Raw genomic sequence first — 20,133 nt, 5'->3', positions numbered from 1 at the left:
GGGGTTATGCGACAGGGTCAGTGCTGTCGCATAATTATGGCTGTTTAGTTAAGTGCTTGGTTGATCGTCTCAAAGAGCTTTGAGAAACGTCGTATCACATCGTCGTTAATGCTACCAGTTGACGGTTCTGCGATGTATGCGGCAGCCACTGCAAAATGGTTGTAGCCGTTGCTAGGTCTGACTTTTATTTGATTGGCTGCCAGATATTTTTCGATGCGATTAACTATGCGTTCTGATGGGGGTAGCTCATTAATGCTTAGGTTTTTTCCATTTAGTTTTTTGGCATAAACTTTATTGAAGTGCTCAATGTATGTTTCAGGGTTTAGCAAGTCTTCCAGGTCTGTCGCGCAGCTGTCCGAGTCGGCGACTTCAAGGCTCCTAAACTGGGCGAAGTTAAAGATTTGCTTCTGGTTCAGTAATTTCTGCTGCACCATTGCGTCGAGTTTTTGATCGCTTTTGCCGCTGTAGTCATGCAAGACAGCGAAGGACAATCCGTTACCTCCCAGCAGAGAAACGAATGTGGCGACGTTGCTCAACCCTCCTACGGGAACAATAGTGATCTGAGGATCCAGGCCTTCACCACCGTTTTCCTCTATGACTCTGGACATCGCTTGGAGTATGGTCAGTTCAGAGATTCCTTCAACTAGCAGATTCCGTTCTGCAATGAAGAGGTTCTGAGCAATGTTCCAGCCCAGGGCTGCTTGCAGTGGAAAAATAGTTTTGGCATCAGAGCCTGACAGGTTGGATGAGATCACTGTACCTTGCCGTGGCCTGTCCTCAACAACCCTCACTTGGTGGAGTCGATCTGAGTTGACCATGAAAGGAGAATGTGTTGTATAAATGACTTGGTGGGACTTCGCCAAGTCATCAATGTAGCGCAAGAAGTCGGACTGCGCTAAGGCGTGCAGTGCAAGTGCAGGTTCGTCCAGCAGGAGAACGAGATTAGTACTGGTTTTTTCCCCGGTCACATTCAACTGCTGTTGCACGCTGTCGAACCAGACCAAAAAGCTGAAGAACCAAATAAACCCACGGCTGCGCTGGTCGAACGGCGTAGTTACGCCCCTGTGGCGTTTATTTTTGATTCGCAAGTAAAGATTAGGGCCGTCATTGAATGGTGCCGCGTCTGAGGGGTCGGGGCGAATATCGATTTCGACTTCAAGATCTACGTTTTGCTTCCAGAACTCCAGGATCTGATCTGTCAGATTAATGGATACCGACTCAATTTGGGCCTTGAGTTCTTCGTACGGTGTGCCGTTGGAGAAATCAGAAAGTTCGACCCCTGCCATTCGTAACAGAGCAATTACTGCTTGATGCTTGGGCTCAATCTGTTTGTGAGCATTTTCAGGATCTTTTTGAGCTGCGGCTAAGCGATTCGCAAGATCTTTGAGATTGAGCTTGCCGGGCAAAAGATCATAGTCACTGAAGTATAGGAAGCCTGGGATTGACGGTGAGAGGATTTTCCACGCTTCATGATTGCAGACAGTTGCCCAATCTTCAGGAGCCGCGTTTACGCGAGCTTCAAGTTTCTGAACAAGCGCAGTATCAATATCATTGGTCAGGCTGATGCCCTTCAGGCTTACTAGTGCTTCTCTCAGTCCCGCAGCTTTAGTGAGAGCTGCTGCGGCCCCGTCGCTCAGCCCCTCTGTAGCGGCAAGAGACATCAGCACAGGTTTTTCCGGAATAGTCAGTCCAATCAAATTGGTATTTTTATAGTTTCGGGAAACGGTGAAACTCAGACCTGGTTGCACGCTACAGCCGATCGCTGCATTCAGCTTCGCTGCTTCTTCTTCATTGATGACGTAGCTCAATGTGACTGCTTTGCCTGGCGTCTCTTCATGGCGGCGTTTGTAAGTCAACAAATCCTTGCGGGGGTAATCATCAGTGAGGTCGAATTTTTCTTTTCCCAAAGCATCCTTAGCTTTGTGTAAAGCTTTTAGAAATACAGTTTTTCCAGCTTCGTTCATTCCTACCAACACCGTAACTTCCCGGTCAATCTCGGTAGTTTGTGGCTCGTTGATTGAGCGAAACGGCCCAACTTCAGCATGTGTCAACAGCATGTCCGTTTTTCCTTGTTGATGAAGCCAGTAGCAATGAAGGCTGGCTCGATTCCCGTGTGCCAGAGGCACACTTAAATCTGGTTGTACGTTGATAGCTACCCGTTTGCTATCTCAGGGCGCGAATTACAAATTCCAAGGTCGATTGCTTAATTTATTTTTTGCCGAAAAATTGACGCCAATGGAGCCAAAGAAATAGCCTTGAAGTATCCATTTGGATGTATTTGTTTTTGAAATTAACTCGTATGAGTGACTTTCAGTGTTTATGTCTTATTTGCTCGTCCTGTCAGCCTTCATGAATGCGCCGAAACCAAACGCAAGCGTCAATCTTTTCGCTTTTCCCAGAGCTCGAACATCAGCTCTTGTTTCCTCGATTCGTGAATTTTGGCAAGTCGTTGGTTACGCGTACATCGCATGTGCAAGTCGTCGGGAGGGACTCGGGGTAGGGTCTTATAAGATAAAGGTTTTCGAGTAACTGTTTTTTGACTTTTTGCCAGCCAAAATATTGGCATATTAAATGCTGATATATTTCGTCACAATTACCTCTTGCAGTTGATGTGCTTGTTTTGGTAAACATTGCCGTGCTGGATGTGACCATCCAGGTGCTCTTTAAATATGACTTAAATTCGGGCTTGCAGTTGTTGACCGGGAAACTGGTCGGCCTTGGTGTTCTCCTTGGCTCTCTTCGCGGCGCAGGTTGTTGCCGCTGCCCTCAATCCCTGGTGCGTAGCGCCTGGCGGTAAACCTATGGTTCATCCAGCGGTGAGCTTAACGGTGCCCCAATGCGTTGCGTTCCGGTGGAGCGAAAGCGGCGGTAAAGCGGCGGACGGCTTATCAAGGACTTGATAAGCAGAACTGTGGTTTGTAGTGGCATCTTCAGCGTTCCTTTCGGCCCGGGATGCTTGACGGCGGGGCAATCCAGCCTGTCGTTAGGAACTTAAGTCATGAGTAATTTGAAGAAACTGGCGCGCCGCAAGGCTCGTCACTCGATGCACAGCAATGAAGATGCACGTGTCATCCAAGCGGCCTCACCTGAACCAGTGAAGCCAGGGCGGTTAGCTGTGATCAAGGCCAAAGCGCAAGCAGCGGTCAAACTGGTCAAGCGCATTCCCTACTACTACTGGTTGTGGGAAAAGGCCTGTGACGGTGTGGATTATTTCAACACAGTGGTGATGCCATACGTTGAGACCATTCAATGACACAACAAACCACATCATTCGAATTCATAGGGGCCGGCTCAATCGGGACGGTCTCTACTCGGACGCTTTGCCATGGAAGTGCTTTATTACCCACACAGCCCCGTCCATAGTGTCAATGCACTAGCCCGTGCACTGGACGAGCCTGCTGAGCGTCTGATCGCGCTTGCCAAGCGGAGCTCTCGCCTTTACCGATATGTCCCCCAGAAAAAGAAAGATGGCTTAACACCGCGCCATACCTATGATGCTCATGAGCCGTTGAAGAGCATTCAACGCAAAATCGTTGATCGAATTCTTAGTAAGGTGTCGTACCCAACCTACCTGCAAGGCGGTATCAAAGATACTGGAAGCCCGCGAAGCATTTATGCGAATGCACGCGTGCATGTGGGGTCGAAGGTTGTCATTCTGCAAGACATTGCCGATTTTTTTCCCTCCATCACCACCGTACATGTGTACCAGCTATTTTCGAAGCTATTCGGCTTCTCACATGATGTTGCTCACTTGCTGGCCAACCTGGTCACCCGAGAAGGGCAGGTGCCGCAAGGGGCAAGCACGAGCAGTTACCTTGCAAACCTTGTTTTCTGGGATATCGAGCCCGCCTTGATTGAACGCTTGAAGGCTAAGGGGCTCCGGTATTCCAGGTTTGCCGATGACATCACGGTGTCTAGCAAGATGGAAATTGCACGCGATACCGTCACGCAGATCATCGGCTCCGTCACATGGATGCTGGGTCAAAAAGGTTGTCGTCCCAAGCGCAGTAAACTTCACGTGCGCAAGCGCGGTCAGGGACTGATCACCGGCGAAAAAGTCGATGCTGTGACTGTGACCGGTTTGGTCGTAGATCGTTCTTGTCCTGGACTCCCCAAGAAGGAAAGGATGGCCATCCGTGCTGCTGTAAAGCAGTTGGAGGAACGCGCTCGTGAATGGCCAGAGAGGCCTCCAGCCGAGGAGCAAAAGGCAATCCAACGCCTGATGGGGCGCATCGGTCGTCTTATCGCATGCGGTCATCCGGATGGGCAGCGGCTCAAAGCGCGCGTACGCCTAGTCATCCGGCGAGAGCCTTTGATAAAGCATTTCACAGCACGCCGGGTGGAAAGCGCAGCTGCGATGGTGATTGCCTAATGTGGAAAATTCATGATCTGGCACTGGTCACATCGTTCGCTCGCAGGTTGTGAGCAGTGGTGTGAGACCGAGATGCCCTGGCATTGAGAGTGGAAGGGACTCTTCTCAAGGGCTTGGCAAAAGGTTGTGCGATTTGATCCGTTCTCGGGTGAAAAGCATGTGGCCGATGTGCTCACAGGTGGCGGCGACATGCTTTCCCGTAGGGGCTTCAGTCCCATACTGTAGTGGTCTAATGAAACCGGACACCCATTTAGGCGAGAATGCTCGCCACAGAGAGGTGTCTGATGACCAAGCAACGTCGTACCTTTACCCCCGAGTTCAAGCGCGAAGCTGCCTGCCTGGTGCTCGACCAAGGCTACAGTCATGCCGAAGCAGCCCGCTCGCTTGGCTTGGTGGAGTCGGCCCAGCGCCGTTGGGTTAACCAGCTTCAACAGGAGGGTGGCGGCATCACGCCCTCAAGCAAAGCGTTGACCCCAGAGCAGCAAAAAATCCAAGAGCTCGAAGCTCGGATAACTCGCCTCGAACGCGAGAAATCGATACTAAAAAAGGCTACCGCGCTCTTGATGTCGGAAGATCTCGAGCTTACTCGCTGATCCGTCAACTCAGCGCCCATGAGCCCGTTGATTTGTTGTGCGAGGTGTTTGAAGTCACTCGCTCAAGTTACTACGCACATCGTCATAGAAGACGAACTCCGGACGTTGAGCGACTGCGATTGCGCAGTCGAGTGAATGAGCTGTTCACGCGAGGACGAAGTGCGCCCGGCAGCCGTAGCATCAAGGCAATGATGCAAGAAGAAGGTGAGCAAATCGGGTGGTTCAAGGTGCGCAGCCTGATGCGTGAACTGGCGCTGGTCAGCAAGCAGCCGGGAACACACGCCTACAAAAAGGCGACGGTAGAGCGGCCAGATATTCCGAATATTTTGAACCGTGCGTTTGATGTCGAAGCGCCAAATCAGGTCTGGTGTGGCGACATCACTTACGTTTGGGCGCAGGGCAAATGGCACTATCTGGCAGTTGTTTTGGATCTCTACGCACGCCGAGTAGTGGGCTGGGCCCTATCAGACAAGCCGAACGCAGACCTCGTGGTCAAAGCGCTGGATGTGGCTACGAACAACGCGGCAAACCTCAAGGGCTGCTGTTCCACTCCGACCAGGGGTCGCAATATGGCAGCCGTCAGTTCCGCCAGAGACTGTGGCGCTACCGCATGCGCCAGAGCATGAGCCGCCGAGGCAACTGCTGGGATAACGCGCCGATGGAGCGAGTATTTCGTAGCTTGAAATCAGAGTGGATACCGACCACGGGGTACCTGACTGGGCAGCAAGCTCAACGAGACATCAGCCAGTACCTGATGAGCCATTACAACTGGATACGGCCCCACCAGTTCAACGATGGGCTGGCTCCGGCAAAAGCGGAAGAAAAACTCAAAACTGTGTCCGGAATGAGTTGACCACTACAGGCATCGGCACCAAGGTTGTCGAAGGCGACTGGGAAGCAAGGGCAGGGTGGTCGTCGGTCTCCCCGAATGCCGAAACGCTACCAAAACCCCCATACTGGCGAATTCATTGAAACCGCCAGTGCCAACCATAAGCTGCTGAAAAATGGAAATCCGACTATGGCGCCGACGAGGTGAGACCTGGCGCTTATGAGTCGTTGGCCCGCGCTGAGCGCCTAATCATGGTTGTCGTGAGCTGGCGGAATTTGGAAGCGCCGTCACGTATCTCTCCTTCAACGTGACATTCGGCTGCGCGGGTAAGCTCTGCTCGATATGTCAGCAAATGCCGTTTCAGGCTGTCGGTACTATAGGCATACATCCTGATTGCGTTTGAACTGAGAAAGTGATCCTGGGCTGCCATCGGAACCCACTATTCTTGAGAGCGCAAAGGACGTGTAGCGAGAAAATGCTAGAACAAGACCTATCTGGCTTGCACGAATCGCTCGCAATCTGCTTTTGCCTAAAAACTCAAAAACCCAATCAAGCTGCCGACGATCCAGCACTGACTGTCCTATATGCACCGCCAAGCTGCGCTTTTTTGTTTCCAATCCAGGGGGAAAAGGATTGGGAATGGGCGATGACGCCTTTCTATTGTAGAAGTCGAACAGTCCTCTAGCTTCTTGAATCAAGACAGACCACAGTGGAAAGGCTGTGCCCGGCGATCAATCTTAAGGAGTCGATCACGCACGAAATTGTTAAGGCAGTTTTGTGCCGGATAGAAATGCCGGAATGGCGGGAAGATCGGGAATATGACTAACGGGCGAGCCATCGCAACCTCCGAACGCTAAAATGAGGAGGTGCGACGACGATGACAAGCTGTTTCGGGTGAACTGAGTGTAGTCCATGCTCAGGACTGTGAGATCTGACCTGATACCTGTATCACGGCCCGGTAATAGATGAACCTGGAAGGTGCCTGGTAACGATGCGTCGTGTGGGGCAGGTTTGAGATTTCCGGGCTAAGCCTCTGAGCGGAAACGGGTTCGGCGATATTTGAACCAAGGGTCGGCGATAGGTGAACGGGGATAGACTGTCAGAAACCTGCTTAATAATACTACATTTAACATAATATGCATTATGCGCATTCTTCGTATGGAGATGCGGGGTCCCCTGTGAGCGTCAGGCTTACACAGCAATCCGTCGTTGCAAGGCACCTTCGACTACCGCGAATTTTCTTTCGATGTAATCAGCCAAAGCCAAGCCGCTGCTTTCTACGTCCTGGGCGAACACAACGAAACCACCATTGATAGCCGCATCGTAAATTGGCCCTTTCTTACGCGCAGGTGCGCCTTTCTTTTCATCGACAGTAATCAATACGCAGGCCATGGAAGCCACGGCTAGCGAAACGTCGGCCTCATTTTTCCGTAGCGCTGTGTCCTTTCTTAGCTTGGCCTGACCTTGACGAAGGAAGCGCTGTGTTTCCTCTCGCTGGCGCCAGTTTTGTTCAATATCGGACTCAAAAGTACCTTGGTTGAAGCCGCCATACCGGACAGGTTCATCAGGTGCGTTGGCCTCAGCGAAGCCAAAAACGCACGTAGTTTCGACCTTGTGCTGATCAATGCTTGAGCGAATGAATTGCTTCAACGGTAATTTATCAACTCCATCCTTGGAAATATCGGGAATCTGAAGAAGCTCGATTTCGACCTCACGGGTTATGAACAAAGAGAACTTTTCCGGTGGTAGCTCGACGGAAAGGTCAAGTCTATTGTCGAAGAAGAAATTCCACGCACAGCTGTCAATCGTTACCGAGATGTTCATGGGATAGGTGACCCTGCTCTCTCTATATTCTTCCAAGGAATAACTATTCTAAATATTCATTTAGTCTAGTTATATGCCAGTCGCGATCAACGATGCTGAAAAGCTGCTGCAGCCTGCGATGTGGGATGCACGACGGTTGATTGGGATCGGTGCCTGCCCCTCGCTGCGCGCGTGTCCGTCCCCGATCTCAATCAACTCCTGCCCAAGCCACGCTCTAGTCGAGACGCGCTGTCAGCGCCGCGACCAAGCCATGGAATAAGAAAAAACAACCGGCCACGGGAAAGCTGTCAAGCCCCATTTCTATGCTTCATTAACCACCAAATTTGATGGCTCCACTGCCCTGACGGTTAGATACGAAATCGGGACAAGCTCATCCCGGTCGGCACCATCTACTCGCAAAGACAACTGAGAGGCGCGCCCTAAGGCCTGAGAGCCGACAAGAACACCGGTGACCTCACATCGGTAGCTAAAGATTTCAGCAGGATGTGAGCCAAAAGCAGGCTGATATTCATCAACAAAAACTGCTAAGCCGAGTAAGCGTGATGCCTCGATCAGCCCGCTGGGAGTAAATGAACATGATATTTTTTCAGGTTTGAGCTCAAGAATCGAACCCAGCACTGAGCTGCCATGAAGCTTATGCTGAGCAGAGTTGATAGCATTGGTTGAAGCCATCTGATGATCTCCCTAATAGATCATGGGGTGGTTTAGGCCTGGGGGAGGTGCAACTCCCCTAGCCTTCTCTAATCGGCTGAGCTGCCGAATTTTACAGAAAAGTTGAAGGATGGATCGTAAGGCCGCGCAATATCAATGCCCAGCTTGCGCAATCTCGCTCGATGCGTCTTCACCGCGCTTTTCTCCAGATCGAAAGAAACGCCCTCCATCCACTTCACGACGTATACAAGCGTTGCGTTGGCGGCTGTCTCGTTGGGGGCGATAGATTGTGAGATTAAAGCTGTGTGGATATCCATAAGCCGTAAAGGCATGTACGGCTACCCTCCCCTTGATTGGTATGGATTTCCATACTTCCACGACTGGCGTTTATCGTCAAGAAGTTTGGATGTCCATACCAAAGTGGGGGTGTAACAGCACCCCCACCCCATCGCCGCCTTCGGCGGCTCCCTCTAGTCCGAGTCAGGGCTACCCAAGATCAACGTCAAAAGCGCCTCCGGCGGCCCTCCGGGAGCTCTCGGCGAGGCCAGGGGTGCGGGGAGAAAAGCACTCCCCACACCCCAGGCGGAGAGTAATTGGACGGGGTGTGGTAAAGGGTTCGCTGCGCTCCGGGACTCCGTTTATCGCGACGGTGAAGCGCTGTCACGATAAGCCGGGGTCGCGGCCCTTGACCATTCAAGACCGCGCTGGGGTTGTTGGCCAGAAGCAAAAAAGCGGTACCAGACTCCCGTCCAGGACCGCTTTGCCGGCGAAGCAATTGGTACCGTTTCAGATCAGTTGACCGGTGCGCTCCAGCAGTTCCGAGGCGGCAGCGCGGGCACCCTGAATGGTCCTCTCGGCGGCCTCAAGTCTGGCCGTCAACTTGGCTTCATTGGCGCGCAGATGTGCGATCGTCTCGCGCTGGGCGATGTAGGCAAGAGCGGCGGTTTCCACTGCGCCTGATGCGGTTTTCTTGCCGGTAATGCCCTTGAGAACGTCGACGGTTGACGCATCCATGTCTTGAATCTTGACTAGCATTTGGTACTACTCCCCTGTTCCTGGTCGTTCATCCTGGTGCGATTCTGGTACCAAGTTTCGCTGGTTGCAAATCGCGATATGCAGCATCTCTAGCGCAGCCTCGTAGTGCATCCTGGCCACCGCTAGACCTTCGTCGTTCGCCTGAAAATTGAGGTCGTCGTGCAGGCCGTAGTCACCCGCGTTGTAGCGTGCTGAAAGCTCGGCGTACTGATCCGTCAGGGTGGCGATCTGGCTGTAATACTTGTCGCAACGCTCCAGGGCGGCGATGGACTTACTATCTAGGGTGATGGTCTTCTGACTCATTTTTGGTACCTATCCTTGTTCCTGGGAACAGCCCCGGGTTGCCATAATGGTACCATTCTGTCTCGATGAAAGCCATGGTTTGGTACCAAAACCAGCTGCATCGAGCAAACCTGGTTGAGCATTCTGGTACCTTTCACAGATCATCTATCAGCCGGGCGACCTCTCGCAGCTTGCTGATAAGAACGTCCAGTTCGGCGGACTCATCGTCCAACTGGCGAACCCGGGCACGCAGCTTGCGCAGGTCACCGACAAGGCTGCCGTAAGAGTCAATGAGAGATTCGACCGCGTGTTCCGGGTCAGGGTTGGCCATGTAGGCCTTGGCATCGCGTACGGCGCGCTCTGAGAGCGTAAGCGGGATTCGCATAATGGACCCTATGTTACGCGACGCCTGGAGCCGTGGGCATTTTCCAGGCGCCGCTCAACATAAGGCCCTCTCATTATGCGCACATTAGGATTTCCCTCTGAGGGATACCTAAGGTACATTTCCGTCTCTGGAGTACCTCAAATACGTCCTTTCTCGCCACTCAAGCCAAGGATGCCATTTACTCATGGTCCACCACCCATCCGCAGACCAGATCATCGATCTTTACGATCGTCACGCGTCTACCTGGAACACCCTACGTGCCAACCACTTCATCGACCGCAAATGGATTGAACGCTTTGGTTCGTTGCTGCCGTCAGCCGCCAATGTCCTTGATCTGGGCTGTGGCTCTGGCCAACCTGTAGCGCGTTACCTGGTAGAAATCGGCGCATCTGTCGTGGGTGTCGATACGTCTGCGCACATGCTGGCGCTGTGTAGCGCGCAGTTGCCGGCGCAGGAATGGATTCATGCAGACATGCGCACGCTTGCGCTGAACCGCCAGTTCGATGCGATTTTAGCTTGGAATAGCTTTTTCCATCTGACGCCCGATGATCAGCGCCAGATGTTTTCGGTTTTCAGCCGCCATGCAGCGCCGGGTGCGTTGCTCATGTTTACAAGTGGGCCCTCACATGGCGAGGCATTGGGCGTATTTGAAAGCGAAACGCTGTATCACGCGAGCCTGGATCCGCAGGAATATGCCACGTTGCTTAAAAATCACGGGTTCGAGATACGGGAGCATGTCGTCGAAGACGCAGAATGTGGCGGTCATACTGTATGGCTTGCGCGCCGCCTACCCTGACTAATAGACGATTCGGTAATAACTATGCTAAATATTGATTTAGTTTAGTTATATAGTTGGCTGTTGGAGACCTCTCTCACACTGCGTGGGCGTCCAAGCCGCGCTGCACATACCAAGACAGCGGTAGCGTCAGTAGCAGAGTCGCGGCTAGCGCCATCACCGCCAAAGGGACCCCGGTTAGGTCGCCAAGGCCACCGAACAACACCGGGGCCAGCGCCCCGCCGCCGATGGTGCCGGTATAGAATAGCGAGAAGGCCTGCTCGCGTTTGCCTGCCCCCGCCAGGTCCGGCACCGCACCGTAAAGCACGGAGGATGTACCGTTCAGCGCCAGCCCTAGCAGCGGCAGCGTCACCATCAACCCCCCATAGGGCAGGAACACGGCCAGTACGACCAGGCTGACCGTGGTGAACTCGGTAATCCACACGGTCTTCATCATGCCGATGCGGGCCCCCAGGTAACCGCACAGCAACTTGCCGAAAGCGCCGCCAACGAAAAGCAGGGTCAGTGCCAGGCCGATACCCGCGGTGCCGGCGCCCTTTGCCTTGAGCAGGAACGGCAGGAAGGTCAGGAAACCCATACGGACCGCACTGTCCAGGGTACCCGTGAGAATCAGTGCTCGCAGGCCGCCCACCGAGCCCTGCCCCTGCACAGGCCTGGGCGCCTTTTGCTGCATGGCCAGGGTGGACGCGCGAGATGGCATCAGCCACCACAGCGCCAACGCGGCGGCCAGCCCCAGGAGGCCGATCAGGGACACGCTGGCGCGCCAGGTGATTACCGTCAGCAGTAGCCCCACCAAGCCGGGAATCAGGGTCTTGCCGATGTCCCCGGCGAAGTTGTACTGGGACAGCGCCTGCTTGACCCCGCCACCGGCCTCATGGGTGTCGGTGATGAGCGATGATGCCAGCGGGTGCTGGGTACTCGCCCCCAGGCCGCCCAGCAACAGCGCCAGGAGCAGCACCCCTAGCCCCCCGGCCTGCCCCGCCAGCAGGTAGGCCAGCCCGGCCAGGGCAGTACCACCCACCAGCAGGCGCTCGCGCCCCCAACGTTTGGCGCCTCGGCTGGCCAGTAACTGGAAGCCGGCCATCATCCCGGAATAAGCGCCGCGCAGCAGGCCGATCTGGGCGTAGCTCATTGCGAACTGCGATTGCCAGATCGGAAGCAGCACGTAGATCACGTCGGTCAGGCCATCATGCACCGCATGGGCACCGCACCCGGCCAATAGGGAGCGGCGACGCACTGACACATCAGCTGCAGGCAAAGCCTTCGGTGAGGCGAAATGTTTCAGCTCATTCATCGTCGAGGCGTACTGCAAAGGTAAAGGTAGGGCCAATTACGTACAGGATCGCATAAAGCATGATAGATGCCGTACAACCTTCCAGAAATAGAGTGACTCCGCAGCAAGCTGTCCAAAAAACTTTCATTTTTTTGTTGATCTACTTTGCCCTGCCCTCGCCTATCATCACGCACAGAGCACCCTTGATCACGGTTGCGCGCAGGCGCTCTCCGGGCTGTTTCCAAGCCGGAACCTATTACTCAATGCCGCAGTCTTTTGCCACAGATACCCCAGCGCTGGCCCCTAACCAGCCCCATCCCCGTGGCCCACTCGAGATCACGTCCTTGGAAAACCAAAGGCCCAACACCCCTCACCGTTCGCTTGACTGGTTGAACTTCTTCCTTGCCGATGTGCGCGATGGCCTGGGGCCGTATCTCGCCATCTACCTGCTTGCGGTGCATCAGTGGCAACCGGCAAGCATCGGCCTGGTGATGACCCTGGCGGGTGTCACCGCACTGCTCGCCCAGACGCCCGCTGGCGCATTGATCGACCGCACGCCGGCGAAGCGGGCGGTGGTGGTCATCGCGGCACTACTGGTAACCGGCAGTTGCCTGGTGTTGCCGTTTACTTCCTCCTTTACCTGGGTAGCGGTGACACAAACCATCAGTGCCTTGGCGGGTTCGGTGTTTGCGCCTGCGATCGCCGCCATCTCGCTCGGTATCACGGGGCCGAAGGCATTTACCCGGCGCGTCGGTCGTAACGAAACCTACAACCACGCGGGCAATGCATTTTCGGCGTTGTTGGCCGGTGGCCTGGCCTACCTGTATGGCCCTGTGGTGGTGTTCTACCTGATGGGTGTGTTGACCGTTGCCAGCATCTTTGCGGTCAGCCGTGTGCCGGCTGCTGCCATCGATCACCAAGTGGCACGTGGCCTGACACATGCCGATAACGGCCAGGAAAGCCCTGCAGGCTTTGCGCTGCTGTTGCACAACCGTACGCTGCTGCTGTTCGCGGTGTGCTGCGCGCTGTTCCACCTGGCCAACGCGGCCATGCTGCCGCTGGTGAGCCAGAAGCTGTCGCAAGTGGACTTGCGCCTGGCTACACCGCTGACGTCGGCGTGTATCGTTGCCGCACAACTGGTGATGGTGCCGATGGCACTGCTGGTAGGCGCCCGAGCCGAGCAGTGGGGGCGCAAGCCGTTTCTGCTGGCGGGTTTTCTGATTTTGCCGTTGCGCGGCGCCCTGTATACGTTCTCCGACAACCCGTTCTGGCTGGTGGGTGTGCAACTGCTGGACGGCATTGGCGCTGGTATTTTCGGCGCGCTGTTCCCCATCATCGTCAAGGACCTCACCGAAGGTACCGGCCGCTTCAATGTCAGCCTTGGCGCGCTGACGGCCGTGTTCGGGCTGGGTGCAGCGCTGAGCCCTGGGCTTGCCGGGCTGGTGGTGCAGTCCTCAGGTTACAATGCCGCGTTCCTGACACTGGCGGGGATCGCTGCGGTCGCGTTCCTGCTGGTACTGCTCGCGCTGCCGGAAACCAGTCCGCGCCGCAGCAGTGACACCCCTTCCCCCTCCATGCCCTCACCTGCCGGAAACTGAACCACCCATGCTTGCAAGCGAACATTCAATGATCATCTGGGCGGTGGCCGCTTTGGCCACTGCCGGTGTCATCCTGCGCCCCTTTCGCGTTCCCGAGTATGTCTGGGCGTTGGGTGGCGCGATATTGCTCACCGTATTCGGGCTGATCAGCCCGCGCAGCGCCCTGGCCGCCGTGGCCAAGGGTGGCGATGTGTACCTGTTTCTGATCGGCATGATGGTGCTGGCCGAGCTGGCACGTCAGGAGGGCTTGTTCGACTGGCTGGCCCGCTATGCCGTCGGTCACGCCCGTGGGTCGGGCCAGCGGCTGTTCGACCTGGTGTTCCTGGTGGGTACGGTGGTCACCGTGTTTCTGTCCAATGATGCCACGGCGGTAGTGCTGACCCCGGCAGTGTACGCAGCGTGCAAGGCGGCCAAGGCCGAGCCTCTGCCGTACCTGTTCATCTGCGCCTTCATCGCCAACGCCGCCAGTTTCGTACTGCCCATTTCCAACCCGGCCAACCTGGTGGTGTTCGGCAGCCAGATGCCGCCGCTGCTCGACTGGCTCCGGCAGTTTACCCTGCCCTCGCTGGCGGCCATCGTCGTCACCTACCTGGTGCTGCGAGTCACCCAACGCCGACAGATCCGACAGCCACTGGCGCTGACGGTGGCCACCCAGCCGCTGTCGGCGGGCGCACGGTTGTGTGCAGTCGGGATCGTGCTGACTGCCAGCTTGCTGCTGGTGGCTTCAGCCCTGGATCTGCCGCTGGGCCTGCCCACCTTTGGCGCAGGTGTTGCCACCACTGCACTCATCCACCTCCGCCAGCGGCGCAGCCCCATGCCGGTACTGCGGCACGTTGCGTGGGGCGTGCTGCCACTGGTGGCCGGCCTGTTCGTGCTGGTAGAAGCCGTCGCGCAAACAGGCGTTATCGAATACCTGGCGCATGCGTTGTTGCACATGGAGCAAGGCTCGCAAGCCAAGGCAAGCTGGGTTGCCGGGGTGGGTGTGGCGCTGGCCAGCAACCTTATGAACAACCTGCCGACGGGCCTGATAGCAGGCTCCATGGGCGATATCGTGCAACTGCCCCAGCAGACCACTGCGGCCCTGCTGATCGGTGTGGACCTGGGGCCCAACCTGTCGATCACCGGCTCGCTCGCCACCTTGCTCTGGCTGGTGGCGATTCGCCGGGAGGGTGAATCGGTGAGCGCCTGGCGCTTCCTGCGCCTGGGTGTGCTGGTGATGCCGCCCGCATTGGCTGCAGCATTGCTGTGCCTGACCCTCTGACGCCTCGCGGCAAACGTGGCCTGCCTAAAGGGCGGGCCTAGCTGAGCATTCGCACCGCGCTGACTGCGTCACACGCCTTGTCCAGGTCTTCGCCTGACAGAAACTGGGCGTAGTGGTCCTTGAGTGCCCCTCCCCAGCTGGCGACTTCCTCCAGCACCTGCTCCGCCTCTTCCCGGCCCAATGCGAAGTGCGTGTGGTGGCTCAGCAGGTTCGCCCGGCTTATCTGGCTGCCTTCACGGCCAACAGCCATGGCCAGGGTTTTCGCCGGGCCTTCGTCAAGCATGGGCAGTACGTCATACAGCGGGGACAGGCGCCATTGCCCGCCCAGCCAGATCACCGCATGGTTGCGTGGGTGGTCGTCCGAGTTGCCCACCAGCGCGTTGTAGCACATGCGCTTGAACAGCTCCTGCAGATCGGCTGCTGGCACCCCGCGCCTGCGCATCTCATCGGCCACGCCTGCATAACGCCAGTCCTTGTGGTGCGGGCCGTTCCATTCCGAGTCCAGCAAGGTCAGCGCGCTGAGCATGGGGATACGCCTGGCGCCCTGGTCAATGGGCGTGCGGTCGAAGCGCTCCACCAGCAAGGTGGAGGGATGCTCGGCGTGCAGTGCAGTGCGGGCGACATGCAGCCCCCTCTGCGCGGCGAATGTCATGCAGGCATGTTCGATAGTGGGCAGGTCGTAATGATCGAAGCGGTCCCGTGGTTTGGCCAGAATCAGCATGCCTTTATCCTGCAAGGTGCGTTTAGGCCGCGCGCCCCCCAAGGCGGAACGCTGTTGCCGTACGCTCAGCGCCGCGATGGCTTCCGCGTTCAGCTGGCCGTCATACACCGCTTCGCACGCAGCGATGAACCGTGCCAGGCCTTTGAGGCCAGGCACAGTCCCCTCGCCGATGCCTTCGGCCGGGGTATTGGCGCTGCCGGCCATCAGGTTGCCTACCCGGTCGTTGTTGGGGGACTTGAGCAGAAAATCCAGCGTGCTCAGCTCCTGGCCATACACCCGGTGCAGCAGCCGTTCGCCCCAGCCGTCAGGCATTGCATCATTGATGAAACCAGGTATACCCCGGTTGCGCGTAATGCCGGTGTAGGGCTCGGCCCGCAGCGGGTAGTTGATCGGGTCTGGCACCCAGTGGCCCTGGGCGACGTAATCTGGCGCATAGATGAACTCGCCGGCTTTGCCCTTGAGGGTCAGGCGGCCAAGCGTGACCACGCGCCCGGTATCCGGGTGCTGCATGTAGATGTAGGCGCGCTGCATCAGAAATCCTCCGCCTTGGGCTTGGCCAGGCGTACCCGTCTACTGGCCAGGCTCTGCGCACCTTCGGCGCTCTCGGTGAAGCGGGTGACCTGAGAGGCCTGCTCCAGGCCCTCAAGCGATGTGAAGACGACATCGCTGATGCCCAGGCGCCAGAGCACGAGCATGAATGACCGCAGGTCGACCTGTTCGGAACCGCTCTCGATCTTGCGCAGCGTATGCGCCGACACGCCAATCGCCGCTTTGATATCAGCCTGCCGCAGGCCAAGCGCCAGGCGGCGGGCCTTGACCAGCAGCCCGATTTTCCCAAGCGTATCCGCGCAGGCAACCGGAAAGAAATCCAGCATAACTGTCACCCTCGTCGACCTTATGGTGCACAAGGCTAACGCTGGCGTACTTTAAAGGAAAGCAATGAATTAATAAGGTTAACCAGGGTTAGCTTTATGCCGCATAAAACCTAGCTGGGTGAGCTTTAAAAGCTACTCAAGGCCTCCAAAACGGCTGTAGAAACTTTCACTCACATCCGGCAACGGCCCGTCTGCCGTTTCCAGTGCAGTGTTCAACCACTGCTCAGCCTTGGCGAATACCAGCCGGTAAAGGTTGCGGCACAGCTGTCGGGCTGCCCTGCCTTCCCAGTCGCCTGGCAGCAGCTCATCCGGCAATTGCGGGTCGCGCAGCAGCAAACGACGGTACTCGTGAATCAGCAGCGTGCGCGCCAGGAAGCAGTCCTGGGGATTCAGCTCGGGCTGTTCCTTCAGGCTTTGCCACAACGGCCTGAACAGCTGGATGAACTCACTGTATTGCTGGCCAAGCTCTTCGATACGCCAGCTCTCGCGCACCTGGGCACGCATGGCCTTGGAGGCCAATACTTCCTGGGTGTGGGTTTCGAAGACAATGCTGTCATCCACGGCCTCCAGCTCACGCAACGTGCCCGCAAGGTCAGTACGGTCCGCACGCGGGCACCCGAGCAGGTTCGGCGCCATCAACCCGTAGCCCTGCCACTCAAGCTCCTCCCTGACCGCTTTGCGCTTGGCGGCGTCGAGCTGGGACAGCAACACCAGGGTCCAGGCGCCGTCCCAGGCTGGCTGGCTGGGGCTGTATACCCGTTTGAACGCTTTTTCGAAGCGCCGCCGACCGGTGCCGGTAAGGCTGTAATAGCTACGCCGGCCAACCTTCTCGGCGGTCAGCCAGCCTTCTTTGGTAAGCCGGAAGATGGAGGTGCGGATCAGCCGCTCATTGATCCCGATGGGTTCCAGCAGGTTGATCAGACTGCCCAGCCATACCGTGCCGCCATGGGGCTCGATGGCATCGCCGTACAGCGTGATGATCAACGAGCTGGCGCGGATTGGCGTCTGCTGCTGAAAGCGGGTGACCAGCGTGTTGAGGGGGGCAAGAGTGCTCATGGATGGACTGTGCGCAGATAAAGCCGTGACTATACCTGCGCTGCGGCCTGCGTGGCCATTGCGGGGGCTGGCAAGGCTCATGCCGGCCGCTGGCCTTTGGGGCGCAGCCCATCATCGGCCATGCGTGGGCGTTGTGCCTCAGCCTGGGCCAGCGGCGTGCATTCTACCAACCCCTGCATGCAACGCAGGGTCAATTGCTGGTACTGCGCCGTGCCACGCTGCTTCCAGGCCAGTTCCTCGTCAGTCAGTGCACGCTTGACCTGCGCAGGTGAACCCATCACCAGGCTTTGCGCAGCACCCTGGAAGCCCGCCTTGACGAAAGCAGTGGCCGCCACGATGCAGCGTGGGCCGATACTGGCACCGTCCATCACCACCGCATTCATGCCAATCAGCGCATCCTCGCCGACCCGGCAGCCGTGCAGCACGGCGCCGTGGCCGACGTGGCCGTTGCGTTCGATCACCGTATCGCCGCCCGGGAAACCATGCATCACGCAGGTGTCCTGCAGGTTGGCGCCCTCCTCGAGCACGATACGGCCAAAGTCACCGCGCAGCGAGGCCAGGGGGCCGACATAGCAACCGGCCCCGACTATCACGTCACCGATCAGCACCGCGCTGGGGTGCACATACGCACTGGGGTGGACGACCGGTGTAAGACCGTCAAGCCGATAACAAGGCATTGTAATCTCCCTAAAAAATTCGATACGTGAATAGATCTTGTATCACGTTTTAGAGTGCGTCAACGTCGAGATTTTCAGCGTAACCGCGGAGTTAAGCCCCGAATCAACGTCTTGAAGCCGCATATTTTGTCGATTAATTGAAGCGCATAAAGGATACAGAAAAGCAATTTTGAAGTTGATTATAGGTATCGCATGTGACATATACTTGGTCACCGAGGCCGCCACCTGCGTGTGACGCCCCTGCAAACAACTCCAATAAAAGCCGGTGCCTTGACGCGCCGTGCGTGCAGCCCGAGGAACCCGACATGCCGCGATACCTTGACGTGCAGCCACCTGCAAACGGCGTCCAGTTGGTCACCCTGCAACGTCCAGACGCCCTGAACGCGTTGTGCACCGCACTACTGGCGGAACTTGCTGCCACCCTCGAAGCCGCTGCGCAGGATGATCAGGTGGCGGCCGTGGTCATCACAGGGAACCTCAAGGCCTTCGCTGCCGGCGCCGACATCGCGGAAATGGCTGAACGTGACCTGGTGGGCATGCTCGACGACCCCCGCATAGCCTACTGGCGCACCATCGCGGCATTCCCCAAAGCCTTGGTGGCTGCCGTCAACGGCTACGCCCTGGGTGGCGGCTGTGAGCTGGCCATGTGCGCGGACATCATCGTGGCAGGCAGTGATGCCCGCTTCGGCCAACCGGAAATCAACCTGGGGATCATGCCCGGTGCCGGCGGCACCCAACGCCTGTTGCGCGCCGTCGGCAAGCCCCTGGCCATGCAAATGGTGCTCACCGGCGAGCCCATCAGCAGCCGGCATGCCTTGCAAGCCGGGCTTGTCAGTGAGGTCACACAGCCCGAATTCACCGTGGAGCGGGCCCTACACATCGCCCGCACCATTGCCGCAAAGGCGCCCCTGGCCGTGCGCCTGGCCAAGCAGGCCCTTCTGCAGGCCGGCGACACCGACCTGGCCAGCGGCCTGCGCCTGGAACGCCAGGCCTTCACCGTGCTGGCGGGCACCGCCGACCGGGACGAAGGCATCCGCGCCTTCCAGGAAAAACGCCAGCCGCACTTCCAGGGCCGCTGAAACACTACCCGCCACCGACGGAGCGAGTCTGTCATGCCTTTCCAGCACATCGTGTTTGCCATCGAGGACGGCGTAGCCCTTCTCTCCTTCAACCGCCCAGCGCAGCTCAACAGTTTCAACACGGCCATGCACCTGGAAGTGCGCGAAGCGCTCAAACAGGTGCGCCACAGCAGCGAGGCCCGCGTGTTGCTGCTGACTGGCGAAGGCCGCGCGTTCTGCGCGGGCCAGGACCTGTCCGATCGTAACGTGGCACCAGGGGCCGACATGCCTGACCTGGGTGAGTCCATCGACAGGTTCTACAACCCGTTGGTGCGCACCCTGCGCGACCTGCCCATGCCGGTCGTGTGCGCCGTTAACGGTGTCGCCGCCGGGGCTGGAGCCAATATCCCGCTGGCGTGCGACCTGGTACTGGCAGCCCGCTCAGCCAGTTTCATCCAGGCCTTCTGCAAGATCGGCCTGGTGCCAGACTCGGGCGGCACCTGGCTGCTGCCGCGGCTGGTCGGCATGGCACGGGCCAAGGCCCTGGCCATGCTGGGCGAACGCCTTGGCGCAGAGCAGGCCGAGCAGTGGGGCTTGATCCACCGCGTGGTGGACGACGCCGCGCTGCGTGACGAAGCGCTGGCCCTCGCCCGCCAGCTGGCCACCCAGCCCACCTACGGTCTGGCCCTGATCAAGCGCGGGCTCAATGCCAGTTTCGACCACGGGTTCGACGACCAGCTGCAGCTGGAGCGTGACCTGCAGCGCCTGGCCGGCCGCAGCGACGACTACCGTGAAGGGGTGGATGCGTTCATGAACAAACGCACCCCCGCGTTCAAGGGGCGCTGAA

The 20,133-nt window shown here is 57.5% G+C and carries 20 protein-coding genes and 1 pseudogene; 9 read left to right on the top strand and 12 right to left on the bottom strand.

Features of this window, described 5'->3' with window-relative positions; all coding sequences use genetic code 11:
- Positions 1-44: 44 nt before the first annotated feature.
- Positions 45-2,057: an AAA family ATPase gene (locus tag IAE36_RS11760; RefSeq protein ID WP_201212535.1), complete on the bottom strand. Its 2,013-nt coding sequence runs from the start codon at positions 2,055-2,057 to the stop codon at positions 45-47.
- 941 nt (positions 2,058-2,998) lie between these two features.
- Between IAE36_RS11760 and IAE36_RS11755 the strand changes: the two genes are divergently transcribed.
- The 4 genes and pseudogenes from IAE36_RS11755 to IAE36_RS24060 all read left to right on the top strand — a co-directional run bounded on the left by IAE36_RS11755 (position 2,999) and on the right by IAE36_RS24060 (position 6,001).
- The gene (locus IAE36_RS11755) at positions 2,999-3,253 is read left to right on the top strand and encodes a hypothetical protein (protein ID WP_201212533.1); all 255 of its coding nucleotides are present in this window, start codon (positions 2,999-3,001) and stop codon (positions 3,251-3,253) included.
- Positions 3,254-3,325: 72 nt separating this feature from the next.
- Positions 3,326-4,372 (top strand): reverse transcriptase family protein, encoded by a 1,047-nt coding sequence (locus IAE36_RS11750; protein WP_201212531.1) that lies wholly within the window; start codon positions 3,326-3,328, stop codon positions 4,370-4,372.
- Positions 4,373-4,656: 284 nt separating this feature from the next.
- A pseudogene (locus IAE36_RS11745) lies at positions 4,657-5,818 on the top strand (IS3 family transposase).
- Between the two features lie 75 nt (positions 5,819-5,893).
- Entirely contained in the window at positions 5,894-6,001 is a 108-nt protein-coding gene (locus IAE36_RS24060) for a hypothetical protein (protein ID WP_442967449.1), read from the top strand.
- Between the two features lie 984 nt (positions 6,002-6,985).
- Here IAE36_RS24060 and IAE36_RS11740 read toward each other — a convergent pair.
- The 6 genes from IAE36_RS11740 to IAE36_RS11715 all read right to left on the bottom strand — a co-directional run bounded on the left by IAE36_RS11740 (position 6,986) and on the right by IAE36_RS11715 (position 9,971).
- Positions 6,986-7,618, bottom strand: a complete 633-nt coding sequence (locus IAE36_RS11740; protein ID WP_236408839.1) for a hypothetical protein — start codon at positions 7,616-7,618, stop codon at positions 6,986-6,988.
- Positions 7,619-7,918: 300 nt separating this feature from the next.
- On the bottom strand, positions 7,919-8,290 hold the full coding sequence (locus IAE36_RS11735) for a hypothetical protein (protein ID WP_201212529.1): 372 nt from the start codon (positions 8,288-8,290) through the stop codon (positions 7,919-7,921).
- Positions 8,291-8,358: 68 nt separating this feature from the next.
- The gene (locus IAE36_RS24055; RefSeq protein ID WP_442967450.1) at positions 8,359-8,586 is read right to left on the bottom strand and encodes a phage/plasmid replication domain-containing protein; all 228 of its coding nucleotides are present in this window, start codon (positions 8,584-8,586) and stop codon (positions 8,359-8,361) included.
- A 469-nt stretch (positions 8,587-9,055) separates the two neighbouring features.
- Positions 9,056-9,304 (bottom strand): hypothetical protein, encoded by a 249-nt coding sequence (locus tag IAE36_RS11725; RefSeq protein ID WP_201212525.1) that lies wholly within the window; start codon positions 9,302-9,304, stop codon positions 9,056-9,058.
- Between the two features lie 6 nt (positions 9,305-9,310).
- Complete coding sequence (locus tag IAE36_RS11720) at positions 9,311-9,607, bottom strand: hypothetical protein (RefSeq protein WP_201212523.1); 297 nt, start codon at positions 9,605-9,607, stop codon at positions 9,311-9,313.
- Between the two features lie 133 nt (positions 9,608-9,740).
- Entirely contained in the window at positions 9,741-9,971 is a 231-nt protein-coding gene (locus IAE36_RS11715) for a hypothetical protein (protein WP_201212521.1), read from the bottom strand.
- A gap of 184 nt (positions 9,972-10,155) precedes the next feature.
- Here IAE36_RS11715 and IAE36_RS11710 point away from each other — a divergent pair, with 184 nt between their 5' ends.
- Complete coding sequence (locus IAE36_RS11710) at positions 10,156-10,767, top strand: class I SAM-dependent DNA methyltransferase (RefSeq protein ID WP_028633979.1); 612 nt, start codon at positions 10,156-10,158, stop codon at positions 10,765-10,767.
- A 76-nt stretch (positions 10,768-10,843) separates the two neighbouring features.
- Here the strand turns inward: IAE36_RS11710 and IAE36_RS11705 are convergent, their stop codons facing one another.
- Positions 10,844-12,061 (bottom strand): MFS transporter, encoded by a 1,218-nt coding sequence (locus IAE36_RS11705; protein ID WP_201212519.1) that lies wholly within the window; start codon positions 12,059-12,061, stop codon positions 10,844-10,846.
- A gap of 323 nt (positions 12,062-12,384) precedes the next feature.
- Between IAE36_RS11705 and IAE36_RS11700 the strand changes: the two genes are divergently transcribed.
- Together IAE36_RS11700 and IAE36_RS11695 are read left to right on the top strand one after the other, a co-directional pair.
- Positions 12,385-13,638, top strand: a complete 1,254-nt coding sequence (locus tag IAE36_RS11700) for an MFS transporter (protein WP_028633981.1) — start codon at positions 12,385-12,387, stop codon at positions 13,636-13,638.
- A 7-nt stretch (positions 13,639-13,645) separates the two neighbouring features.
- A complete protein-coding gene (locus tag IAE36_RS11695) occupies positions 13,646-14,899 on the top strand; it encodes an arsenic transporter (protein WP_201212515.1) in 1,254 nt (417 codons plus the stop codon).
- A 37-nt stretch (positions 14,900-14,936) separates the two neighbouring features.
- Here the strand turns inward: IAE36_RS11695 and IAE36_RS11690 are convergent, their stop codons facing one another.
- From IAE36_RS11690 to paaY, 4 genes are all read right to left on the bottom strand, one after another.
- The gene (locus tag IAE36_RS11690; protein WP_201212513.1) at positions 14,937-16,151 is read right to left on the bottom strand and encodes a type II toxin-antitoxin system HipA family toxin; all 1,215 of its coding nucleotides are present in this window, start codon (positions 16,149-16,151) and stop codon (positions 14,937-14,939) included.
- Positions 16,151-16,495, bottom strand: a complete 345-nt coding sequence (locus IAE36_RS11685) for a helix-turn-helix domain-containing protein (RefSeq protein ID WP_201212511.1) — start codon at positions 16,493-16,495, stop codon at positions 16,151-16,153. The genes IAE36_RS11690 and IAE36_RS11685 overlap by 1 nt, the downstream gene beginning before the upstream one ends.
- Before the next feature lie 132 nt (positions 16,496-16,627).
- Positions 16,628-17,551 (bottom strand): phenylacetic acid degradation operon negative regulatory protein PaaX, encoded by a 924-nt coding sequence (paaX, locus tag IAE36_RS11680; protein WP_201212509.1) that lies wholly within the window; start codon positions 17,549-17,551, stop codon positions 16,628-16,630.
- A gap of 77 nt (positions 17,552-17,628) precedes the next feature.
- Positions 17,629-18,228 (bottom strand): phenylacetic acid degradation protein PaaY, encoded by a 600-nt coding sequence (paaY, locus tag IAE36_RS11675; RefSeq protein WP_028633986.1) that lies wholly within the window; start codon positions 18,226-18,228, stop codon positions 17,629-17,631.
- Between the two features lie 305 nt (positions 18,229-18,533).
- Between paaY and paaF the strand changes: the two genes are divergently transcribed.
- Together paaF and paaG are read left to right on the top strand one after the other, a co-directional pair.
- The gene (gene paaF, locus IAE36_RS11670; protein ID WP_201212507.1) at positions 18,534-19,307 is read left to right on the top strand and encodes a 2,3-dehydroadipyl-CoA hydratase PaaF; all 774 of its coding nucleotides are present in this window, start codon (positions 18,534-18,536) and stop codon (positions 19,305-19,307) included.
- A 33-nt stretch (positions 19,308-19,340) separates the two neighbouring features.
- Positions 19,341-20,132: a 2-(1,2-epoxy-1,2-dihydrophenyl)acetyl-CoA isomerase PaaG gene (paaG, locus tag IAE36_RS11665; protein ID WP_201212505.1), complete on the top strand. Its 792-nt coding sequence runs from the start codon at positions 19,341-19,343 to the stop codon at positions 20,130-20,132.
- Position 20,133: the final 1 nt, after the last annotated feature.

This window comes from Pseudomonas sp. S36 (assembly GCF_016647875.1).
GTDB lineage: Bacteria > Pseudomonadota > Gammaproteobacteria > Pseudomonadales > Pseudomonadaceae > Aquipseudomonas > Aquipseudomonas parafulva.
Note: the sequence above shows the minus strand (reverse complement) of the source record. Positions and strands in the feature narration are given on the sequence as shown.

Bases quoted from the DNA above. Each gene is read 5' to 3' on its own strand.
- IAE36_RS11760 (WP_201212535.1), bottom strand. From the start codon at position 2,057: ATGCTGTTGACACATGCTGAAGTTGGGCCGTTTCGCTCAATCAACGAG.
- IAE36_RS11755 (WP_201212533.1), top strand. From the start codon at position 2,999: ATGAGTAATTTGAAGAAACTGGCGCGCCGCAAGGCTCGTCACTCGATG.
- IAE36_RS11750 (WP_201212531.1), top strand. From the start codon at position 3,326: ATGGAAGTGCTTTATTACCCACACAGCCCCGTCCATAGTGTCAATGCA.
- IAE36_RS24060 (WP_442967449.1), top strand. From the start codon at position 5,894: ATGCCGAAACGCTACCAAAACCCCCATACTGGCGAATTCATTGAAACC.
- IAE36_RS11740 (WP_236408839.1), bottom strand. From the start codon at position 7,618: ATGAACATCTCGGTAACGATTGACAGCTGTGCGTGGAATTTCTTCTTC.
- IAE36_RS11735 (WP_201212529.1), bottom strand. From the start codon at position 8,290: ATGGCTTCAACCAATGCTATCAACTCTGCTCAGCATAAGCTTCATGGC.
- IAE36_RS24055 (WP_442967450.1), bottom strand. From the start codon at position 8,586: ATGGATATCCACACAGCTTTAATCTCACAATCTATCGCCCCCAACGAG.
- IAE36_RS11725 (WP_201212525.1), bottom strand. From the start codon at position 9,304: ATGCTAGTCAAGATTCAAGACATGGATGCGTCAACCGTCGACGTTCTC.
- IAE36_RS11720 (WP_201212523.1), bottom strand. From the start codon at position 9,607: ATGAGTCAGAAGACCATCACCCTAGATAGTAAGTCCATCGCCGCCCTG.
- IAE36_RS11715 (WP_201212521.1), bottom strand. From the start codon at position 9,971: ATGCGAATCCCGCTTACGCTCTCAGAGCGCGCCGTACGCGATGCCAAG.
- IAE36_RS11710 (WP_028633979.1), top strand. From the start codon at position 10,156: ATGGTCCACCACCCATCCGCAGACCAGATCATCGATCTTTACGATCGT.
- IAE36_RS11705 (WP_201212519.1), bottom strand. From the start codon at position 12,061: ATGAATGAGCTGAAACATTTCGCCTCACCGAAGGCTTTGCCTGCAGCT.
- IAE36_RS11695 (WP_201212515.1), top strand. From the start codon at position 13,646: ATGCTTGCAAGCGAACATTCAATGATCATCTGGGCGGTGGCCGCTTTG.
- IAE36_RS11690 (WP_201212513.1), bottom strand. From the start codon at position 16,151: ATGCAGCGCGCCTACATCTACATGCAGCACCCGGATACCGGGCGCGTG.
- IAE36_RS11685 (WP_201212511.1), bottom strand. From the start codon at position 16,495: ATGCTGGATTTCTTTCCGGTTGCCTGCGCGGATACGCTTGGGAAAATC.
- paaX (WP_201212509.1), bottom strand. From the start codon at position 17,551: ATGAGCACTCTTGCCCCCCTCAACACGCTGGTCACCCGCTTTCAGCAG.
- paaY (WP_028633986.1), bottom strand. From the start codon at position 18,228: ATGCCTTGTTATCGGCTTGACGGTCTTACACCGGTCGTCCACCCCAGT.
- paaF (WP_201212507.1), top strand. From the start codon at position 18,534: ATGCCGCGATACCTTGACGTGCAGCCACCTGCAAACGGCGTCCAGTTG.
- paaG (WP_201212505.1), top strand. From the start codon at position 19,341: ATGCCTTTCCAGCACATCGTGTTTGCCATCGAGGACGGCGTAGCCCTT.